General features: G+C 69.2%; 18 protein-coding genes and 1 pseudogene. 3 read left to right on the top strand and 16 right to left on the bottom strand.

The features are described 5' to 3' along the window. Positions 1 to 15 precede the first annotated feature (15 nt). Genes IG84_RS0111765 through IG84_RS0111750 form a run of 4 tightly spaced genes read right to left on the bottom strand, consistent with a single transcriptional unit; the run spans position 16 to position 2,513 of the window. Complete coding sequence (locus IG84_RS0111765; protein WP_031054743.1) at positions 16 to 858, bottom strand: thymidylate synthase family protein; 843 nt, start codon at positions 856 to 858, stop codon at positions 16 to 18. A gap of 52 nt (positions 859 to 910) precedes the next feature. Further along, entirely contained in the window at positions 911 to 1,825 is a 915-nt protein-coding gene (locus IG84_RS0111760) for an ImmA/IrrE family metallo-endopeptidase (RefSeq protein ID WP_051861626.1), read from the bottom strand. Beyond that, on the bottom strand, positions 1,822 to 2,238 hold the full coding sequence (locus tag IG84_RS0111755) for a helix-turn-helix domain-containing protein (RefSeq protein ID WP_051861625.1): 417 nt from the start codon (positions 2,236 to 2,238) through the stop codon (positions 1,822 to 1,824). Before IG84_RS0111755 ends, IG84_RS0111760 begins: the two co-directional genes overlap by 4 nt. Next, entirely contained in the window at positions 2,235 to 2,513 is a 279-nt protein-coding gene (locus IG84_RS0111750) for a phosphopantetheine-binding protein (RefSeq protein WP_037799987.1), read from the bottom strand. Before IG84_RS0111750 ends, IG84_RS0111755 begins: the two co-directional genes overlap by 4 nt. Before the next feature lie 115 nt (positions 2,514 to 2,628). Between IG84_RS0111750 and IG84_RS0111745 the strand changes: the two genes are divergently transcribed. Both IG84_RS0111745 and IG84_RS0111740 read left to right on the top strand, forming a co-directional pair. Then, positions 2,629 to 3,507 carry a nucleoside triphosphate pyrophosphohydrolase family protein gene (locus IG84_RS0111745; RefSeq protein ID WP_031054733.1) on the top strand — a complete coding sequence of 293 codons (879 nt, stop codon included), beginning with the start codon at positions 2,629 to 2,631 and terminating at the stop codon, positions 3,505 to 3,507. Positions 3,508 to 3,636: 129 nt separating this feature from the next. Continuing rightward, positions 3,637 to 4,800 carry a hypothetical protein gene (locus IG84_RS0111740; protein ID WP_031054731.1) on the top strand — a complete coding sequence of 388 codons (1,164 nt, stop codon included), beginning with the start codon at positions 3,637 to 3,639 and terminating at the stop codon, positions 4,798 to 4,800. Positions 4,801 to 4,879: 79 nt separating this feature from the next. Here the strand turns inward: IG84_RS0111740 and IG84_RS0111735 are convergent, their stop codons facing one another. From IG84_RS0111735 to IG84_RS37900, 12 genes and pseudogenes are all read right to left on the bottom strand, one after another. Continuing rightward, positions 4,880 to 6,064 (bottom strand): DnaB-like helicase N-terminal domain-containing protein, encoded by a 1,185-nt coding sequence (locus IG84_RS0111735; protein WP_037800040.1) that lies wholly within the window; start codon positions 6,062 to 6,064, stop codon positions 4,880 to 4,882. A gap of 5 nt (positions 6,065 to 6,069) precedes the next feature. Beyond that, complete coding sequence (locus tag IG84_RS37905) at positions 6,070 to 6,267, bottom strand: hypothetical protein (protein ID WP_037799985.1); 198 nt, start codon at positions 6,265 to 6,267, stop codon at positions 6,070 to 6,072. 85 nt (positions 6,268 to 6,352) lie between these two features. Beyond that, the gene (locus IG84_RS0111725; RefSeq protein ID WP_031054726.1) at positions 6,353 to 8,149 is read right to left on the bottom strand and encodes a type IV secretory system conjugative DNA transfer family protein; all 1,797 of its coding nucleotides are present in this window, start codon (positions 8,147 to 8,149) and stop codon (positions 6,353 to 6,355) included. Positions 8,150 to 8,262: 113 nt separating this feature from the next. After that, on the bottom strand, positions 8,263 to 8,760 hold the full coding sequence (locus IG84_RS0111720) for a hypothetical protein (protein ID WP_031054723.1): 498 nt from the start codon (positions 8,758 to 8,760) through the stop codon (positions 8,263 to 8,265). 32 nt (positions 8,761 to 8,792) lie between these two features. Beyond that, positions 8,793 to 9,257 carry a hypothetical protein gene (locus tag IG84_RS41105; RefSeq protein ID WP_031054721.1) on the bottom strand — a complete coding sequence of 155 codons (465 nt, stop codon included), beginning with the start codon at positions 9,255 to 9,257 and terminating at the stop codon, positions 8,793 to 8,795. A 317-nt stretch (positions 9,258 to 9,574) separates the two neighbouring features. Then, positions 9,575 to 11,080: an ATP-binding protein gene (locus IG84_RS0111710; protein ID WP_031054720.1), complete on the bottom strand. Its 1,506-nt coding sequence runs from the start codon at positions 11,078 to 11,080 to the stop codon at positions 9,575 to 9,577. Between the two features lie 32 nt (positions 11,081 to 11,112). Next, a complete protein-coding gene (locus IG84_RS0111705; RefSeq protein WP_031054719.1) occupies positions 11,113 to 11,565 on the bottom strand; it encodes a DUF6238 family protein in 453 nt (150 codons plus the stop codon). 24 nt (positions 11,566 to 11,589) lie between these two features. Then, entirely contained in the window at positions 11,590 to 13,059 is a 1,470-nt protein-coding gene (locus tag IG84_RS0111700; protein ID WP_031054717.1) for an SCO6880 family protein, read from the bottom strand. A 103-nt stretch (positions 13,060 to 13,162) separates the two neighbouring features. Then, positions 13,163 to 14,551 carry an SCO6881 family protein gene (locus IG84_RS0111695; protein WP_037799983.1) on the bottom strand — a complete coding sequence of 463 codons (1,389 nt, stop codon included), beginning with the start codon at positions 14,549 to 14,551 and terminating at the stop codon, positions 13,163 to 13,165. 30 nt (positions 14,552 to 14,581) lie between these two features. Continuing rightward, positions 14,582 to 15,265, bottom strand: a complete 684-nt coding sequence (locus IG84_RS0111690) for a hypothetical protein (RefSeq protein WP_031054714.1) — start codon at positions 15,263 to 15,265, stop codon at positions 14,582 to 14,584. Then, entirely contained in the window at positions 15,265 to 15,573 is a 309-nt protein-coding gene (locus IG84_RS0111685) for a DUF6112 family protein (protein WP_031054712.1), read from the bottom strand. The genes IG84_RS0111690 and IG84_RS0111685 overlap by 1 nt, the downstream gene beginning before the upstream one ends. A 73-nt stretch (positions 15,574 to 15,646) precedes the next feature. Next, a pseudogene (locus IG84_RS37900) lies at positions 15,647 to 16,778 on the bottom strand (C40 family peptidase). A gap of 611 nt (positions 16,779 to 17,389) precedes the next feature. Between IG84_RS37900 and IG84_RS0111675 the strand changes: the two are divergent. Further along, entirely contained in the window at positions 17,390 to 18,139 is a 750-nt protein-coding gene (locus IG84_RS0111675) for a DNA-methyltransferase (RefSeq protein ID WP_031054709.1), read from the top strand. Positions 18,140 to 18,221: the final 82 nt, after the last annotated feature.

The raw sequence follows: 18,221 nt of genomic DNA, 5'->3' as shown, positions 1-18,221 counted from the left end.
GTGAGCCAGTCGAGGTCACCCTAGATCGAACAGCGTCGTGGTGAGCGCCTCCTGCAGGGTATGGAGTTCGGCCTTGGTGCCGTCCCACCGCGCGCAACCGGCCATCACGGTCAGCATGCCCGGCTGCAGATCCGCATGCCGAGCAACCCAGGCACACAGGTGCCCCAGCGCGAGGTAGTTGCCGTAGGCCCGCTCGAACATGTAGTGGCTGCGGTAGTAGGCAGCCAGGTGCAACGTGCCCGTGGGGGCGTCGAGCTGAAAGGAGCAATGGCTCAGGCAGGGAAAGTCCCGAGGCTGGGTGTCCAACGCCGAGGCGCGCACCACGGCTTCGGTGCCGGCCGCGGTGGCCGGAGGTTCCTCTGCCCACGTTGCTTCCTCGCCCTCGTCCAGGACGTGAGCTGTGCCAGCCTCGTAGACGGACCGCCACCGCGAGGAGGAGCGGAGCTGCTTCAGCCGCCGGATGACGCGGGCGAGCTGGTCAACAGGCTCCGGCTTCTCGGCGGTGCCGGGGTAGGCGACCAGCCGCCCGAAGTAGGTGCCGTGCGCGTTGCGCTGCACCTTCTTCAGCCGCGGATACAGCGCTCTGTATCGGTCGGTGAGTTCTTCGTGGGTGTCGACAGTCGCCGCGAGCTGGACGGGGAAGAGCGTGTTGACGACCGTGTCGATTGGATAGAGCTGCTCTTTGCGCGCAGCCCGTAACCGTTCGAGTTCAGTGCGCAGGTGGGCGATCTCTCCCAGCGGGTCGGTGATACGGACCACGGTGTGGAAGGCTTCCTTCCGTGGCAGCTCCGCGAGGCGGGTGCAAGCCTCCAGCCACGCACGGGAGACGTCCGGAGCCGTGAAGGCGAACGTGTGCATCCTTGCTCCTTGTGCTCGTCGGGTCGAAAGGCGCCGCACGCTGAGGTGGCCGTCAGGTCCAGAAACGGTCGGAACCGTGTCGACAGGGCGTACGCCGCAGGTACACGCGGAACAGCTCGCTGGCGCCCGTGGTGGCGGTGACGGTGGAGGTTGTCAGATCCTCGGTCACCCAGGCCGCGCGGGTCTGCAAGGAATCGGCGGTCAGGTCCTCGAAGACCAGCTGACCAGTGGTGTCGGGCGGGGTGCCGGTCAGCCCCGGGGGCAAGTGGTCCCAGGCGGCTGTGGGGACGGCCAGTAGCAGGCAGTCCCCGCTGGCCACGTGGAGGGTGGCCTCGTGCGCGGCAGGCGTCAGGAGGTGGAGGTGTGCGCGGCGGTCGAGCGGCAGGCCGCCGGCGAGTTCGGCCTTCAGGGCGGCCGGGGAGTGCTTGAGCCACACTGTTTCGGTGGCCCGGTCGATCATCTTCAGCCGTACCAGATGGCGCACTGTGGTGGCATAGGGGGTACCTAGCCATCGCGCCATCCGGTAAGCATCCAGCGGGGACCCGGGGCGCTGCAGGCCACAGCGGGCCAGCGCGGTGCGGGCGGCGGGGCTGGGCATCAAGAACCAGGAGGCGAAGGCCTCGGCCTCCTTCTCATGCTGCGGCCAGCCCTCTCCCCAGCGGCCCGGGGACTGCTCTTGGTGGTCGACGCTGGTGCCGTGCCGCAGACGGTGGTGGCCCAGTTCGTGAGCGGCGGTGTGGCGCATGCTCACCTCTTCCAGGCCCGTGTTGACCAAGCAGCCCGGCACGCCCTGCGTGTCGTCCACATACAGCCCCAGCAGGCCACTCAGCTCCTGCCCCATGACTTCAACACCAGCCCGGCGCAGGGCCGCGAAAACATCGATGTACTCGTCATTCCTGGTGGCGAACGCCTCATGGGCCTGGGCCGCCGCGATCATTGCCGCACCGTACGCGGCGTTCCAGCTCATGCACCGCCCTCCGCCTGCGGGTGCGAGGTCGGACTGCCCTCGTCCTCCGCCTGGCGTCGAGCCTGCAGGTACTGGATGAACTTGGCCACCTCGATACGGTCACCCTCACTCAACGGTCGTCCGGTGCGCGGAAGCCCGGCCAGTGCGTGTTCGCCGGCGTCGGCTGCCTCCTCCTCATCGAGGAAGTAGGACGCCGGCAATCGGTACAGGCGGGCAAGCTTCTGCAGTTCCATCACCTCCACCTTGCGCAGACCGCGCTCGATGTCGCTCACCGCGGAGCGGACAATGCCGGTGCGTTCGGCGACCTGCTGCTGCGACAAGCCCAAGTATTCGCGGGTGGCCTTCAACCGCTGTCCCAGGTGCGCTCGCTGCCCCGCATCGGTGTCGGTATGGGAGGGTGCTTTGCCGTTCATAGCTGCTGCTCCTTGGCCTGCATGGTGTCGTACACGGTCGTGGCGAACGCCCACACCGAACGCAGAGAGCGTCCGGCCTCGGCGTCGGCGGGGATGGAGACCTGGAACTGGTGCTCAACGCGCGCCAGTATCTCCATGATCAGTACTGAGTCGACCGGTAGGTCCTGCCCCTGGGCGGCTAGCTCCTCGTACACATCCGGACTTGGCCTGCCCTGCTTCTCGGCGAGGAGATCGACCACGATGTCCACGATCTCCTGAGCGGTGTGCGGCGGCATGCTCAGCTTTCGACCCCTTCGCTCAACTGCCGGACGTGCGGCCCGGTATGACCTACTGTAGAGCGATGTCGGGAAATCCGACAGCCTTGTTGGAAGATCCTTCATAGGAGTGTGCGTGCATCTCGCCCGTTATCAGCAAGCCGCCCGCAAGACCCTGCAGCCCGCCGCCGACGGCACCGACCCGGTCCTCATCCCTCTCCTCGGCCTTGTCGGCGAGACCGGATCCGTGGCCAGCGCCTACAAAAAACGCCAGCGTGACGGCGCCGGGGCCGGCCCGTCCAAACAGCAGCTGCGCGAAGAACTCGGCGACGTCCTGTGGTACACCGCCACTCTCGCCCACCTCCTGGGCCTGGATCTGGAGGACATCGCGGCCGCCAGCCTGGAAAAGACCAAGGACCGCTGGCGCGCCACCCCCGAGGACCAGCGGCCTCGCTTCGACGTGGGCTACCCGCCCCACGAACAGCTGCCCCGCCGCACCACGGTCACCTTCACTCCCACCCTCCGGCCCGACGGCCGCACCGTCATTGTCCTCACTCGGGAAGACGGCACACCGGCCGGCGACCCCCTCACCAGCGCCAGCCACATCGAGGACGACTACCGCTTCCACGACGCCTTCCATCTCGCCCACGCCGCTGTCCTGGGCTGGTCACCCGTCAGCCGCTTCCTGCTGAACCGCAAACGCAAAAGCCACCCCGGCACCGACGAGGCCGAAGACGGCGGCCGCGCCATAGCCATCGAAGAGGGGATCAGCGCCCTGGTCTTCTCCTACGCCAGCCGCCACGACTACTTCGCCGGCGCCGGCCACATCGACCACGAACTGCTCACCACTATCGACCACATGACCGCCCACCTGGAAGTCAGCGTCCTGCGCGCCGCTGACTGGGAGAAAGCGATCACGACCGGCTACAACGCCTGGCGGCAGCTGCGCAAGCACGGCGGCGGCCACCTCGAACTCGACCTTGACGCGCAAACACTGACCTTCCATGAGCCCTGACTTACCGGCACAGCAATCGCACCAGGGAAGCGCGCCGCTCACCCCACCAGCACCCACATATCGACAGCTGGCAGGTCGCGGCGAGTGTCTGCCTGCCACACATGCAATCACCCCCGACAGGAGCACCCCATGAGCGACACCTCCCGACAGCCCAATGACGGCACCGGTCTCCTCGGGCCAAACTACGCCCGGCGCAATTGCTCCGATGTCACCAAAAGTCAGGGGCACTCCGGTCAGTGGGTAGCGGTGGATGAGTCCGGCTGTGACGGGGATCAGCTGCACGGCGCACCGCGCAGCCGCTACATGGCCATGGGCTCAGTGGCCCTCAGCGATGACGAGGCCGGCCCCATCCTCGACGATGTGCGCCAGGCCTGCCGTATCCAGGCCCCCGAGTTGAAGTTCTCCAAGATGTTCACCGGCCCGGACAACCACCGGCGTCGCGCGGTCCTCTCCGAACTCCTGGCCTCGGGAGGTGTCCTGCACGGACGCGCATCGATATACCTGATCGACAAGCACTACTTTGTCGTCGCTAAACTGATCGACTTGTTCATCGAGGAAGCTGCCCATAAGCAGGGGCGCGACATCCGCAATACTGGCCGGGCCCGGCAGATGGCGCGCAGCCTGTTCACCGAGGGCCCCCGGGCTTTGGGCCCCGCTCTCTTTGACCGACTGCTGGCCACTACCGTCGCCTTTACCGCTCACAGAAACCGAGACCAGAAGGTGACGGTCGACGACTTCTACGACGTGGTAGAGGAGGCATGGGCCCGCTCATACCGCCGCAAGGTCACCGAAACGCTGGAACTGCTCCGCGCCACACGGCGGGAGGCTCACGAGTACCTCGATGACGCTCACGGCCCCGACGCAGCAATCCCACAGGCTCTCGAGCCGCTGATTCCGGCGGTCGCCGCCATCACAGGAAACTGGTCAAGGAGGCTGGGTAGAGTCAACATGCTGATCGATGACCAAAGAGCCCTGACCGACGCAAATTTCGATCTCATTGAACAAGACGCGCGAGACCGTGGCCCCCTGGAATTTCGGTACCTGTCCAGAGGAGTGCACCTCGGAAATCTTCTGCGAGGGCAGTCCAAGGACCATCCGTCGCTTCAACTGGCGGATCTGCTATCGGGAGCGGGCTTTGCCGTGGCCATGCGGCACGACGGGGTGGCGAACCCAGCCGGCGATGACCTTTGGCCAGTAGTCGTTCCGCTCATCGACCCGCAGGGCATGCTGCCTCACGATGAGCCGGAGAAGGTCGCCCAACCGCCGGTTACCTCTGCTTCGCGCCGCGCGTAGCCGGCCAGCAGGGTGTCGAGTGGGCTGGTCGCCATAATCGGCCAGCCCGCAGGGCGTGTGGAGTAAAGCGGGGGGAAAGTTACGAGTGGCTCCTGCGGGTGTGAGGACGGCGGGGCTCGGCCGGTGCTGGTGGCGTAGGTGCTGCGGGGGCTGAGGTAGCGGGGAAGCGGGGGCGACTCCGGGTACGGGCAGCGATGGCGCGTGCCGGTGGTGGAGCGGCCTCTTCGGCCTGCTGTGGGGTGTTGGGCGCCGGTTCGGCGTGGGAGGTTTCTCGGCGGCGACGGATCGACTCCAACGGTTCCAAGTGGTGCACGGCATGGCCGATGAGGCGGGTGGGAGCTAGAGATGGGTCCTTGGCCAGGTTTCGGATGTGGTGGGCGCTGGTGGCGGCGGTGCGGAGCAGGGCGGCGTTGAGGACCTGTTCGCCGAAGTAGTCGGCCGAGCCTCCGGCTGCGGTGTCGCACAGGCGGCGGACGCGGTCGGCGTCCAGTGTGCCGTCGGCGAGCGCGCCGCGGCGTTGGCACTCCCACAGCAGGGTGAGCTGATCGATCGGTTCTCCCCGGTGACGGAGGGCCGCCAGCGCGCGGTAGATCTGCCTGTGGCCGGGGTCGGCGAAGTCCTCCGGGCGCAGCCAGTCGGCAACCTCTCCCAGCTGCTGCGGCGAGGTGGTCAGCGTGCCCAGGAGGAACTCCTCGTCGGCCATTAGCCGCTGATCCACCATGTCCGTTGGCGCAGCGGATGCGGTCTGGGGCGCTGCTGGCTGAGTGACACGGGGCTCGGTACCCCAGCGGCGGCCGAGATCATTGAGCACGTCCCGCAGCACATCGGCCTGGCGCAGGGTCTCAGCGACGTCGGCGCCACGGTCGGCGTCGGTGCGCGCGGCGTGGTAAAGGCGCGCGGCGTGCTCGGCGACGCTGCGGTGGATGGCGCCCTCCAGAACCATCCGCCCGTAGAGCGGCGCGTGCGCGGGGCGCGGGCACGCTGAGGCGAGGGCGTGCAGGTGCGAGGCGGTGAGGCCGCGCGTGTGCGCGCTCGCCCGTGCGAGCGTGTCGTTGACCCAGTCCAGCGGGACCGGTACATCAGGCGGCGCTGTCGTCACGGGGTGCTGCTCGCTGTGCAGGTCGAGCATCGCGGCGTACAGGGCGGCGTGTGCGGGCCGGTAGAAGTGTTCGGGCCGGAGCCAGTCGGACAGGGGGCCGAGCTGGCGCGGCTCCAGCAGGGCCGCGCCCAGGACGGCCTGCTCGGCCTGGAACAGCGGCGTCATCACGGTCACGCCTGCTCCAGGGCAGCGACGGCACGGTTGGCCGCGGCCAGGTCAGCGGCGTGACGGTCAAGGGCCCGCGTGAGCGCGTCGTCTGAGGGGACGGCACCGCTGTGGGCGTCGAGCCACCAGCGACCTCCGCGGTAGACGGCGGCGGTACCGGCAAGCCGGTGGGAGATGTACGGAGAGAGGGAGAAGGAAGGCACGAGGGCACCTCGGCGAGAATGGAAGATCAACGGACACAGGAACTGGCCGGGTGTCTCGCTCGGGCGCAGAACGAGGCCGTAGGCGTCATGTCGCGGGGCCGTACTCGTCAGGGTGCGGCCGGTCCTGGGCAAGGGCGCGTTCGGTGATAGCGGCCGTGGCCTGCTGTGACGCGGCGCCGAGTCGGTCGGCGTTCGGTTCGCGGTACCAGGGCTTGAGGTCGAGCAGGGCGGGGCGGATGCCGGTGGCCAGCAGCAACGCGGAGCCCTTGGGCAGCGCGCGGATGGCATCGGCCGGCAGGACGCGTTCCTGCCGCATGGAGAGGGAGGAGGACTTGCCGGACTCGCTGGTGGACACCGACACGGTCTGCACGTCGCGGTCGCCCGCCAGGCGGGAGAGCTTGTCGGCGAAGTCGGCGTCGTCGATGCCGGAGCCGATCAGCTTGATCGTTGCCGCCGACCAGAGGGCGTCCATGCCGGTGTCGCCCCACACCCGCTGGCCCTGTCGGTAGGACTGCAGGATTGTGATCGGGATGACGCCGCGGGAGCCGAGGTGGGAGTAGAGGTCGGGCAGGTCCTGGATGCGGCAGACGTTCGCCGCCTCATCCAGGATTGCCAGCATCGGCGGGTCCAGGCGTCCGCCCGCGCGTTCGGCCTGGACGACGGCCGCGCGCATCACGGCATCGGCAGCGGCGGCGATGATCGCCGAGGCGGAGCCGCCGCCGTCCTTCGATAGAAGGAAGAGGGTGTCGCGGCTGGTGGAGAATGCCTCCGGGCGGAATTGCCGGAGCTTCGTGTTGCCTTGGGGTGGGGTGACCCAGGCGGCGATGCGTGGGTCGAGCAGGCAGCTGGCGTACTGCCGCGCGGTCTCGAAGATGCCGTCGCGGGTCTCCACGGCACCGGCGACGGTGCCCTGTAGCTGGGCGGCGACGGCGTCCAGGCCGGCATCGGTGAGCAGGTCGATGGGCGTGCGGTCGGCCGGGGAGGCCAGCCACGCGGTCACCTCGGTGACGGGGCGTCCGCCGCGGGCGGCGGCGAGGAAGAGTGCGGTGAGGGTGTTGGCGGCGGCGGTGGACCAGAAGTCTCCGGCGCTGGATTCGTTCACGCTGGCGGTGACGAAGTGCTGGGCCAGCCGTCGTGCTCCGGCCAGGTCGTGGGCGTCGGCGAGGATGTCCCACCACATCGTCTGCTCGGCGTGCGCGATCTGCTGAGGGTCCAGCGTCCACACCGTTCCCACGCGAGCGCGTGCGTCGACCGTCGCGGTGAAGGCGTCGTTGGCCGCCTTGTTGGAGGTGAGCAGCACTGGCCCTGGCGCCCTCAGGATCGCGGGGATTGCCAGGCTGGAGGTTTTGCCCGAGCGCGGTGCCATGATCGCCAGCAGTACGTCCTCCCAGGAGGCGCGCACCTCCGCCGCGCCGGGCTGGAGAGTGCCGAGGAGGACACCGCGGTCATCAGGAGCGACAGCCTTGAGCGGGACACCGCTGAGGCTGGCGCGTAGGCCGGTCGCCTTCGCGGCGGCCTTTTTCGGCAGCAGGTCGCCCAGGTCCCGCGGGCCGGCCAGCCCGCGCGGATTCGCACGGAAGCGCAGCCACAGCTTCAGCCCGACGACAGCACCCGTCGCCAGCAGCAGCGTCGGAATGCCGTAGCAGCCCACCAGTAGCGCGGGGCCAGGCAGGTGCGGCCAGAGCTGGTGGGGATGGAAGAGGGCCTGTGTTGGTTCGAAATGTGCCCAGGGCCCGGAGTCGAGAGCGGTGTCGACGAGGTTGCCGAACAGCCAGGCAAGAGAGCCGCCGCCGAAACCCAGGGCGGCCAGGGCGAGTAGGAGATAGAGGAGGACGTCCGTACTCGTGGTCGTCGAGGGCGTCCTGGTACGCGCGTAGGGCAAGGCAGGTTCCAGGCGGAGAGGGAAGGGGGAGCGCGAGGAGCGAGGGACGATCTGCGTACGGTCATGGCTGGGCTCCTGGCGGGCGGTGTGCTGGTGAGAAAGAGGTCCTGGGGTCAGAAGTGCGGGTTCTCGGTGGAGCGGTCGGTCTCGCTGGCGGCCTGGAGAAGTTCTGGCAGGTCAGCGGGGTCGGCGGCGCGCTGGTCTATCCACCAGCCGGCGCGGGTGATGGTTCGTACCGCGTCCTCGATGGCCTCCCAGCCGCTCTCATCGGCCCCGCCTTCGATGACGAGGGTGCTGTACGCAGCAGTGACGAGTTGGCGGCGGCACCGCGCCGCCCAGCCGACGGCGCGCTCGCTGCCCTCCAGCGGTGGCATCCGGTACCTCTCGGCCCACGTCTCTGCCTCGGCCTGTTCCTCGGCACGCTTCTTCGCCAGCCACTCGGCTGTGGATTCGCTGCCCTCCTCACGGGTGGCACGCCAGCAGTCGGTGCAGTCCCGCGCGGCGAGCCATCGGGCATAGCCGGCACGCTGGTCGGCGGGGCGGGCGGTCAGATCGGTCTCAACGCTGTGACCGCACGCATGGTCGATGGGCCAGATCTTCTTCACGGGCACGGGAAATTCCTCGCAGGTGATGGTGGGAGAGGTCAGCGATGGCGGCGGGCGGCAACTTGCGGGACCGCCGATGGCGGGGCGGCCTCGGGAGTGAAGCTCCTCGCCGGTGCGATGGGGCGATGTGGCGAGGAGGCCGTGGCAGCTCGGGCACGGGCTGCGTCATCCGTCTGCAGGTTCTGCGGCCGGCCCTGGGACGGCCCGGAGGCCGGGCCGTTCGAGTGCGAAGTGGAGGAGGCGGGTGGTACGACGAGGCGGGGATCGGCCGCGACCGACAAGCCTGCGCCCTGGAACCGCTGGGTCGCGGCGGCCACCGTCTGCACCGCGGCGTCGTGGGCGGTACCGGGCGGCAGCAGATAGATGTCCCGCCGGGGGCTGTATTCGAAGCCGTGCCGACGCAGTACCTCGTCGAGGAAGGGCCGGTCATCGGCGACGGCGGCGGCGACCCCCAGGTCGGGGATGCGACCGAAGGCGACGGCGGGTTCGGGTGGATGCGGCACGGAAGCGTTCCTCCTAGCGGATATCGGGTGTGGGCGGGCAGCGTGCTGTAGCCCGCGGGACTAGACGTGGGGCAGTGGCCGCAAGCTGCCGTACGGCATGCCCGCGCCGAGGATGGGCTGCGAAGAGGGATTTGGTGGTGCCGAGGGACAGCGATATGGGAACCAGGGGCGTCAGCTGGCAGCGCTCGGCGTATTGGCCGCGACGGCCGGTGGCGGGCGGAGCAGGATTCGACGGCACCAGCGATGGGTCGGCACGGGCGCCTCCGGAAGGGGGTTCAGGTTCACGGTCGATCGGCTCCCACGCCTCCTTGGCGAGTTCAGGCCGACATCCGCGCGTCTGTATCGAAAAGCTCGCGCTCGCGCGGGTGCAGCAAGTGCTGTGTGATGAAGGAGCGGCCCGTCACCTTCCACAAGCCGCGCCCCTTGGTGAGAGCGGAGACGGCCTGTGTCTCGACTCCTGTCAGCCCAAGCAGGGCAGCGGCGGATCGGAGCTGGTCGGCTTCCTGGCGGTAGATGATCCGCGTGGAGCAGTCGGTGAGCAGGCCCTCTGCCAGCGCCCGCCCGCGTGAGCCCGCATCCCCGGCAGCCAGCAGGTCGGAGAGGCGGTGGATGACCATCATGTTGGCGATGCCCAGCCCTCGGCTGAGCTTCCACTGAGACTGCATGCGCTCCAGCAGTGCGGCGTGTCGCATGACCCGCCAGGCTTCGTCGTAGATCACCCATCGCCGCCCGGCTTCGGGGTCGGCGAGCGCGGATTCCATCCACGCGGACGCGCAGGTCATGGCCAGGACGAGGGCGGTGTCGTCGCCGGCACCGCCCAGGCGGGAAAGGTCGATCGACAGCATCGGGGCGCTCGCGTCGAAGGCGACCGTCGAGGGAGCGTCGAAGAGTCCTTCCAGGTCGCCGTGGACCAGGCGGCGCAGGGCGTGGGCGAGATCTTCGGCCGCATGGCCGAGACGGCCGGGCATCTCACCGAGCGCGGCATCGAGCTGTTCCGGTGAGCCCAGAGCGTGTGCGACCTGCCCGAGAAGCGGCGTGGTGCCGCCGGCATCGGCGCGGGCGACCGTCTGGTCGAGGGCGATGTCGAGCGCGGTGTGCTCCATGGGGTGCAGCTCCCGGCGCAGTACCGTCTTCGCCAGTGAGCCAAGCAGGAGCAGGCGGCGCTTGCGGACCTCGGTGCGCCAGTCCTCCGCACTCACCCCGCGCGGCCGGGCCGGGGCGTCCAGGGGGTTCAGCCGCCCGGGGAGGCCCGGGCCGAGGGCGATGGTCTGCCCGCCCAGCTCGCGAGCGACGACGGACCACTCGCCCTTGGGATCGCATGGGACGTAGATGCGGTAGCCGAAGGCGACGGCCCGGACGGCGAGGGACTTGGCCAGGGCGGACTTGCCCATGCCGATGACCCCGGCCAGCAGGATGTTGGGGTTGGTGAAGCCATCCAGCTTGCCGTAAAGGGCGAACGGGTCGAAGACGAAGGCGCCCTCGGCATGGACGTCATGACCGACGTAGAGCCCCTGCGCGCCGAGCCCACCCTCGGCCAGAAACGGATACGCCCCGGCCGCGACGGCCGTCGTCATGCGGTGCGGTGGGAGCTTGAGGCTGCCACCGCGGGCGGAGGCAGGACCTGGGCGTCCCGCCGGTGCGTAGGTGGCCCGCAGCTCAGAGTCAATGCCGGGGCTGATGTGACGCATTGGGGGCCGGGAGGCGTGGCGCGCCTGCTCGCGGGCGGTGGTGAACTGCTCCCGCACCGCCCGGCGTGCGCGACGGTCGGCCTTGCGGGGCGTGTAGAGCGGGCTGGCACTGGCGCGGGGTCGCGTTGCGGGCATGCTCGGCGGTGCTCCTGTCGGTGGGTGGAAAATCAGTGGCGAATGAGGCCGGTGACGGGGTCGTGGAGGTCGGCTGGTGTGTGGTCGCGGCGCACCCGGACGGCGGTGGCGAGATGGCGTCGGCAGATGGTGAGGCCGGGCGCGCCCTCCGGGAGCCGGGCGCGGCACGCCTCCCGGCTCAGGAGACGGCCGTCGGCATGTGGGGCTGCGTGGAAGGCGTCGTGGAGGTGGTCGGCGGCCTGCCATAGCCGGATCCGCGTCGCCCGCAGGTGGTCTCCCTCCACCTTCGCCACCGGGGCGGTGCGGGCGGTGTGGGAGCCGAGCAGCCCGTACAGCGCGAGCACATGGGCGTGCAGGGCGTCGAGCTCCGCCCGGCCGGCGGCGATCTGGGCTGTGGGCAGGTTGAGGGTTCGGTGGAAGTCGAGTGCTGCGGTGGCGAACGGCACGAAGTCCTCGGCCAGGTCGGGCAGCGGGTCGGTCGACATGAAGGAGCCTTCGATCGGGTGACTTCAGAGGCGGGCGAGGGGGACGGCTGCGGCGGTGAAGGCTTCGGCCTGCTGCCAGGTCAGCCGTCGCAGGTCGGTCATGGCGGAGACGGCAGCGGTCTCGATCGCCGCGCACGCGGAGTTGAGGGCCTCGTCGGTTTCGGCGGAGACGGTCAGCAGCCCGGTGAGGGCGACATCTGCGTGACCGGCGATCAACTGGCGTTCGCGGTCCTTGATGTCGGCGTATTCAACGGAGTCCTCTTCGGATTCGACCTGTCCCTTGCGGGCGCGTTCGGCGGCATCGGCGATAACGGACGCCTTCTTGCGTTGGACGTCCTTGAGCGCGGCGTCCAGCCCCTTGGGGGCGTAGGTCAGGGAGAGGGTGCGGCGCACGCCGGAGGCGAACAGCAGCTGATGCAGGAAGCCGGGCGAGGTTTCGATGCGGGGCCAGTTCTCGATCCAGTAGGTGGCATGGTGGGCGGAGTCGGTAGTGATGCGGTCGCTCTTCTCCACCAGCACCACTGGCCCGGCAGCCGACGGAGCGGCCTGGGGGCGGCCCGTGTCGGACCACTGGTCGAGTGCGGCGGAGGCGCCCGGGTCGTAGGCGGTGCGAATCACCGCCGCCACCTCGTCGGCCGACAGCCACGGGCCTGGGGCGAGACCGGAGTTCCGCGCCGCCTGGTCGAAGGTGGAGGTCAGCTGCGCCAGCACGGTGAAGGCACCGGTCAGCCCGCCGCCGGCCTGGTTGATCAGGTGACGGGCCGCCTTCATGTCCAGGGCGAGGGCGACGTATGCCTCGTGCGGTGCGGCGGCCGGCCCGGCGGCCTGGATCAGGTCGCGATAGACCTGCCCGGCCAACGGTGCGTCCGCGATGCCGTGCTCGTTCCAGTAGCGGTGGAGCGCGTCACCGCTGTCGGGGACGGTGCGCTCCAGGACCTGGATGCGAGCGATGTGGCCGGTGCGGGCGAGCGCGGCCAGGGTGCGGCCCCAGCCGGCCACGTTCGCCGACTGCGCCGCCGGGTCCAGCAGTGCGAAGGCGCGGGCCGAGACCCGCACCACCGCGGTCAGCGTGGCCCGGTGCGGGTCGTGTACGGCGCCAAGACGCCCGTCGGGGGAGGAAACCACCCGCAGCGAGGCAGCCGTTCCAGGCAGGTGCAACAGCCCCGCCCGGCGCGGACGGGCTGACGGACGGGCCAGCCAGAGCAGCTGCCCCTTCATCCGGCGTAGGGCATAGCGCAGGGCGATAGGCACCCAGTCCGCCAGCGAGCGTCCCCGATGCCGGACGAAGATCGGCGTCAGCAGCACGGCCCAGACCGGTATCAGTTGCAGCGCGCCGACGACGCCGTAGGTCAGCAGTGTGCCGAGGAGCAGCAGTCCGGTTACTGCGACGCCGGTCAACTGTGGGGCGGATAGCCCCATCAGGATGCCTCGGCGAGTGCGGTGAGGGAATTTCACGGTGGCCGGGCCACCGTTACTGGGCGAGTCGGAGGTCATGGGCAAAGCCGTCCTAGCTAGGAACACGAGCGAAAGAAGGGGGAGGGAAAGGCAGCCTGGGGGCGGGCGCCGCGCGGGCCGGTGCCCGCCCCCGGTTGCCGGGTCAGGAGCCCGACTTATGCGGTGGGCTGGGGTAGACCCACCGCTGCGGAGTCGCACCGCCCTGCGGCGAGGGCCCGCCCGTGGGAGGCGGGCCGTTGCGCCGAGAGGAGTAACCCTGCGGCGCTCCGCTGGATGCACCGCCAGTGGCTCCCTGGGGCGTCGGACCGGAGGAGACGGGTGCGGCGTCCGAGCTGCCTTCGGTCTCCTGGCCGGGGCGGCGGATGAGGGGCTGGCCCCGGTCGCCACCGGTAGGAGAACGCCGGACCAGTGCGCGGCCCTTGTCGCCCGGGGCGTTCGGGTCTTCACCGAAGCGGAAGTGGGTCTGCTTCGGCTTCCCGCTGCCGGAGCCACCGGCCGGGTCGATGCCCGATGCCACCCCTCCGGCACCCTGACCGGGCACCTTCGTCGGGCCCTGCGGGGCGATCCCGCCGGCCTTGGCCTGCAGGGCCAGCTGACCCGCGGTCTTCGCCGCCCCAGCCGCAGTACCGAGGCCCGCGACGCCCGTGCGGTGCAGGTCGTCATGCCCGCCGCCGTCGGAGGCCCAGTGCACGAACTTGTACGTCGCATACGGACAGAGCAGCACCAGGACCATCACGACGATGCCGGCCATGGCGTCCGACAGGGCCCCCAGGCCACCGTGCGAGTCGGACTTGCCCATCGCGGAGACGCCGAGCAGAAAGACGATCGTCATCAAGAGCTTGGAGACGACCAACGTGGCGGTGGCCTCGATCCAGCCGCGCCGCCAGCGCTTGGCGACCTCCCAGCCACCGCCGGCACCAGCGAAGATCGCCAGGGTGACCAGCACCAGGATGCCGACCTTGCGGGCGACCATCACCGCCCAGTACAGAAACGCACCGATCGCGCAGCCCAGCGCGACGATGGCCGGCACGCCCCAGCCCAGGCCGTACATCGCCCCCAGCTCGTTCACCTTGACCACGCGCCGGATCGCATCGTCGATCGAAGAGTTCGCCGCCTTGAACAGGCCGGCGGACAGGGCGTCGGTGACGGTGAGGGCCACAGTGGTGCAGGTGATGGCGGCGAAGGCGAAGAAGACTCCGGTCATCGTCCCGAACGCCGCCTGCGCCAGTGCGCGTTCGTCCCGGCGCCAGGCGGCGCGGGTGAGCTGCAGGCAGAAGGTGCCGACGGTGAGTACCAGGCCGATGGGGAGGATCAGCTCGTAGTTGTGGCGGAACCACTCGGCGTTCAGATCGACGGCGGTGGTCTTGTCCACGGCCCTGGAGGCCAGGTCGGCGGCGGACTGGGCGACCTCGCCCATCGACTTGGCGATCCAGGCGCCGATGCCGCTGGTGACGGCCTCACCGGTCTTGCCGACCACACCACCCACGGCGCCGCACACCTGGTTCATCAGCGGAAGGTCACAGGCCCCCACGGAGCGCCTCCTTCCATACTTCGGTGGCGATCACGGGGCGACCTCCGGCAGCACGCCCGACAGTGCGCAGTCGTGGTGCGGCCGGCACTGGACGGCGAGCGTGACCGAGCGTGGCTCGGCCCCGGAACCGTCGTGCTTCCAGGCGAGGGACTGCTTGCCAGTGACGGTGACGGCATAGACGTACGCCTGCGTGATCGCACCGGGGTCCTCGGCCAAGGCGCTCTTGAACGCCTCGGGCAGATGTCCTTCCTCGACCGACGCGGTGGCGTGCTGAGCGTTGTCGTGCATCTGCGACCACAGGGCCTTACCGGGCACCTGTCCGCTCACGGACTTCCAGTCGCGGTATTGCTTCTCGCCGGTCATCCATTCCTGGAGTCCAGACAGGTGCTCGGTGCGGGAGGCGTGCCGGGTGTCGTACGTCCACAGCGCCTTGGTCGCCGCCTTCGCGAAGGTGACAGGGTTGTTGGTGTGCGGCGGCTTCGCCACCGCTTCCTGGGAACGGGGGTGAGGCGTTTGGCGCGGTGCTGCAGGAGCGGAATGTGAACCGGACGTTGGTCGCGGCCCCGAAGTCTCGGAGCGGGTGAGGTAGCCGACCAGGCCGGCGACGCCGGCCAGCACGGCGAGGATGATGGCAACCATCACGGCACGCCGCGCCACGGAGGACGAGGCACCGACGAACCGGCCCGAGGGGGTGGGGAATCGTTGCTTGGGCATCAGTGCACCTGCGTCCCCATCGCGCTGAAGAAGGCGACGATGCCGTTGGCGGCGCCGAGCAGCAGGGCACATCCGGCGGCCACCGTGACGCCCTTCTTGCCGTTCTGCTCGGCCTGGTGACCACCGGAATGGTGGCCCCAGGCCCAGATCAGCGCTGAGATCGCCAGGGCGCCGACGACGGCGATGATGCCGAAGAGGTTGATCGAGCCCATGACCTTCTTCAGCACGTCGAGACCGGGCAGGCCGCCGTCGTTGGGATGTACGCCTGGGTTGTAGGCCAGATACTGCACATGCTGCGCGAGCTTCAAGAGAACTCCTGGTCGAGTGCGGGCGTGTGAAGGCCCGGAAATCGTGTGAGGGGAGGAAGGGAGGGAAGGCGCGTCAGGCGACGCGGCGTGCGGCGAGGAGGGAGGGGCGCCACTCGGCCAGCCGGGAGATCTTGACGACGTCACCGGTGTGCGGGGCCTGCAGGATCAGACCGTGCCCGATGTACATCCCCACGTGTTCCGGCCGGGCGGCACTGCCTTCGGTGAAGAGCAGATCCCCGGCCTTCACTCGCTCCGGGTTAACCGCCTTGCCCTCCTTGACCTGCGTGTACGTGGTCCGCGAAAGCGCGATCCCACCGGCCTTGTACGACGCCTGCATCAGCGAGGAGCAGTCACACCGGCCCATCGGGTCCCTGCCGTGCGCATGCGCACACGAACCACCCCACTGGTAGGGCGTCCCGAGCTGGCCCAGACCCCACCGGATCGCCCGGCGGACCGGCCTGGGGGCCGATGCTGGGATCGTGTACCCCTTCGGTACCTTGCCCTTCGGGATCGGACCGAACGACGAACCGTCCTCGTTATTGCACTCGGGCGCAGGTGAGACATCGGTCTTGAAACCCTTACCGGCGTCTTTGCCGGAAGCGCCGCTGTCCTTGAGAGACTGAGCCAGGGCTTTCTGCAGCGCGGTGGCCAGCGGCTCCCACTTCGCGTACGCGTCGGGTTGGGCGCTGGCCTGCACGGCTTGGGCGGCCTGGGCGACGGTCATCGACTGCCAGCCCGAGACCTTCTTCAGGTGCTCGTAGAACGTTGTCGACGCATGCACCGGATCCCGCACCTGCGCCGGCGTCCCCCAGCCCTGGCTCGGGCGTTGCTGGAACAAGCCGAGGGAGTCCCGGTCCCCGTAGTTGAGGTTGCGCAGGCCCGACTCCTGCAGGGCCGTGGCCAGTGCGACTACTTGCCCGCGGACCGGCATCTTCAGCGTGACGCCGGTGGCATGGATCTTCTGCGCATTGGGGATCTGCTCCTTGGGAGCACCGAGCCCTGTGACGTGGACCGAATCGGTCTTGCCGCTCTTCAGGAGCGAACGGACCTGCTTCGCGACCGCCGCCGAATCAACGTCGCGACCCGCGCCGTCTTTTACAGGCGGCCTCGGCGCTGTGCGCACCGGCCACGGCCATCGTCATGGGGGCGATCAGCAGCATCGGCGCGGCCACCACCGCGCCAATGACCAGCACGGTCTTGTTCACGAGCGCGGACCAGGTTGGGCAGCGAACCGTATTCCTGGCCGTGCCGCCGGGCATGTCAGGGGAGGCCGCATCAGCAGCGCAGCTCCTTATACGTAAGTGGTGAGCACGGGCGCTCTCGTCGAAAAGGCCCACCCGCACCACACCGCACGAGACTTAGACCCTGAAAAGAGGGGTGGCGAGGCCAGCGGCCGGGCCTGCTATTACCCGGCCACCGGACCGCTCAGCGAAGCGCGGCAGCAAGCCGCGCTGGTAATCTCACGCGCCACATGCGGAAATAGCTCTCTTCCCTGTCCGGAGATGCCCACGGCGTGCTGCTGCGCCCCGAATTGGACGGGACAATATGCATCAGCACAGCTCAGTCAGGCAGAACCGAAGCTCTGGCCGATGAACACGCCGAGACTGTAGACACGAATTCCGGCCGCACCAAGCAGCCCAACCGGCCGCCCGCCGGAGCGTCTTCCTGGCTTGGTCCTGCCGGAATCACTGGACTACTCTCCAGCGATCATTCGCGCTCATCCCGCCGGGCTCACGGGTTGAGCGCCTTCCCCGGCGCACGTACTCCTCTGCGGAATGGGAAACGTGCGCTTGTTCCCGAGAGAGAGCTAGCTGAAATGCCTTACACCTTGCACCGAGGCGACGCGCTGACCAAGCTGTCGGAACTCCCCGACAACAGTGTCGACGCGCTGATCACCGACCCGCCGTACAACTCCGGCGGCCGGACCAGCAGCGAGCGCACCGGCCGTACCGCGCGGGCGAAGTACACCGCCGCGGACGCCGAGCACAACCTCGCCAACTTCCCCGGCGAGAACCGCGACCAGCGCAGCTACGGCTACTGGCTCACCCTGCTGCTGACCGAGTCCTACCGCGCAACTGTCGAGTCCGGCACCGCCCTGGTCTTCACCGACTGGCGCCAGTTGCCCACCACCACCGACGCACTTCAGGCCGCCGGATGGACTTGGCGCGGGATCGCCTCCTGGCACAAGCCGGTCTCCCGCCCCCAGAAGGGCCGCCTGAAGCAGTCCTGCGAATACATCGTCTGGGGCACCAAGGGCCCGGTCGACCCCCACCGCAACCCCGTCTACCTCCCCGGCCTCTACACCGCCAGCCAGCCCCGCAAGGGCCGGGTGCACATCACCCAGAAGCCCACCGAGGTGATGCAGGAACTGGTGAAGATCTGCCCCCAGGGCGGCACCGTCCTCGACCCTTTCACAGGCTCGGGCTCCACCGGCGTCGCCGCCCTGCGTGAAGGCCGGCAGTTCATCGGCATCGAGCTGTCCGACCACTACGCCGACATCGCCGAACAGCGCCTGGAGCGCGCCCTCGCCCAGGACGACTACGACCTCGCCGGCCCCGAAGCATGAGCGCGAGATCCGGCACAGAGCCTCGTACGCAGAAAAAGGGCGGTGCCTCTCCGAGGGGAGGCACCGCCCTGAAAGGTTGTGC

The sequence above is a fragment of the Streptomyces ochraceiscleroticus genome (assembly GCF_000720485.1).
GTDB lineage: Bacteria > Actinomycetota > Actinomycetes > Streptomycetales > Streptomycetaceae > Streptomyces > Streptomyces ochraceiscleroticus.
Note: the sequence above shows the minus strand (reverse complement) of the source record. Positions and strands in the feature narration are given on the sequence as shown.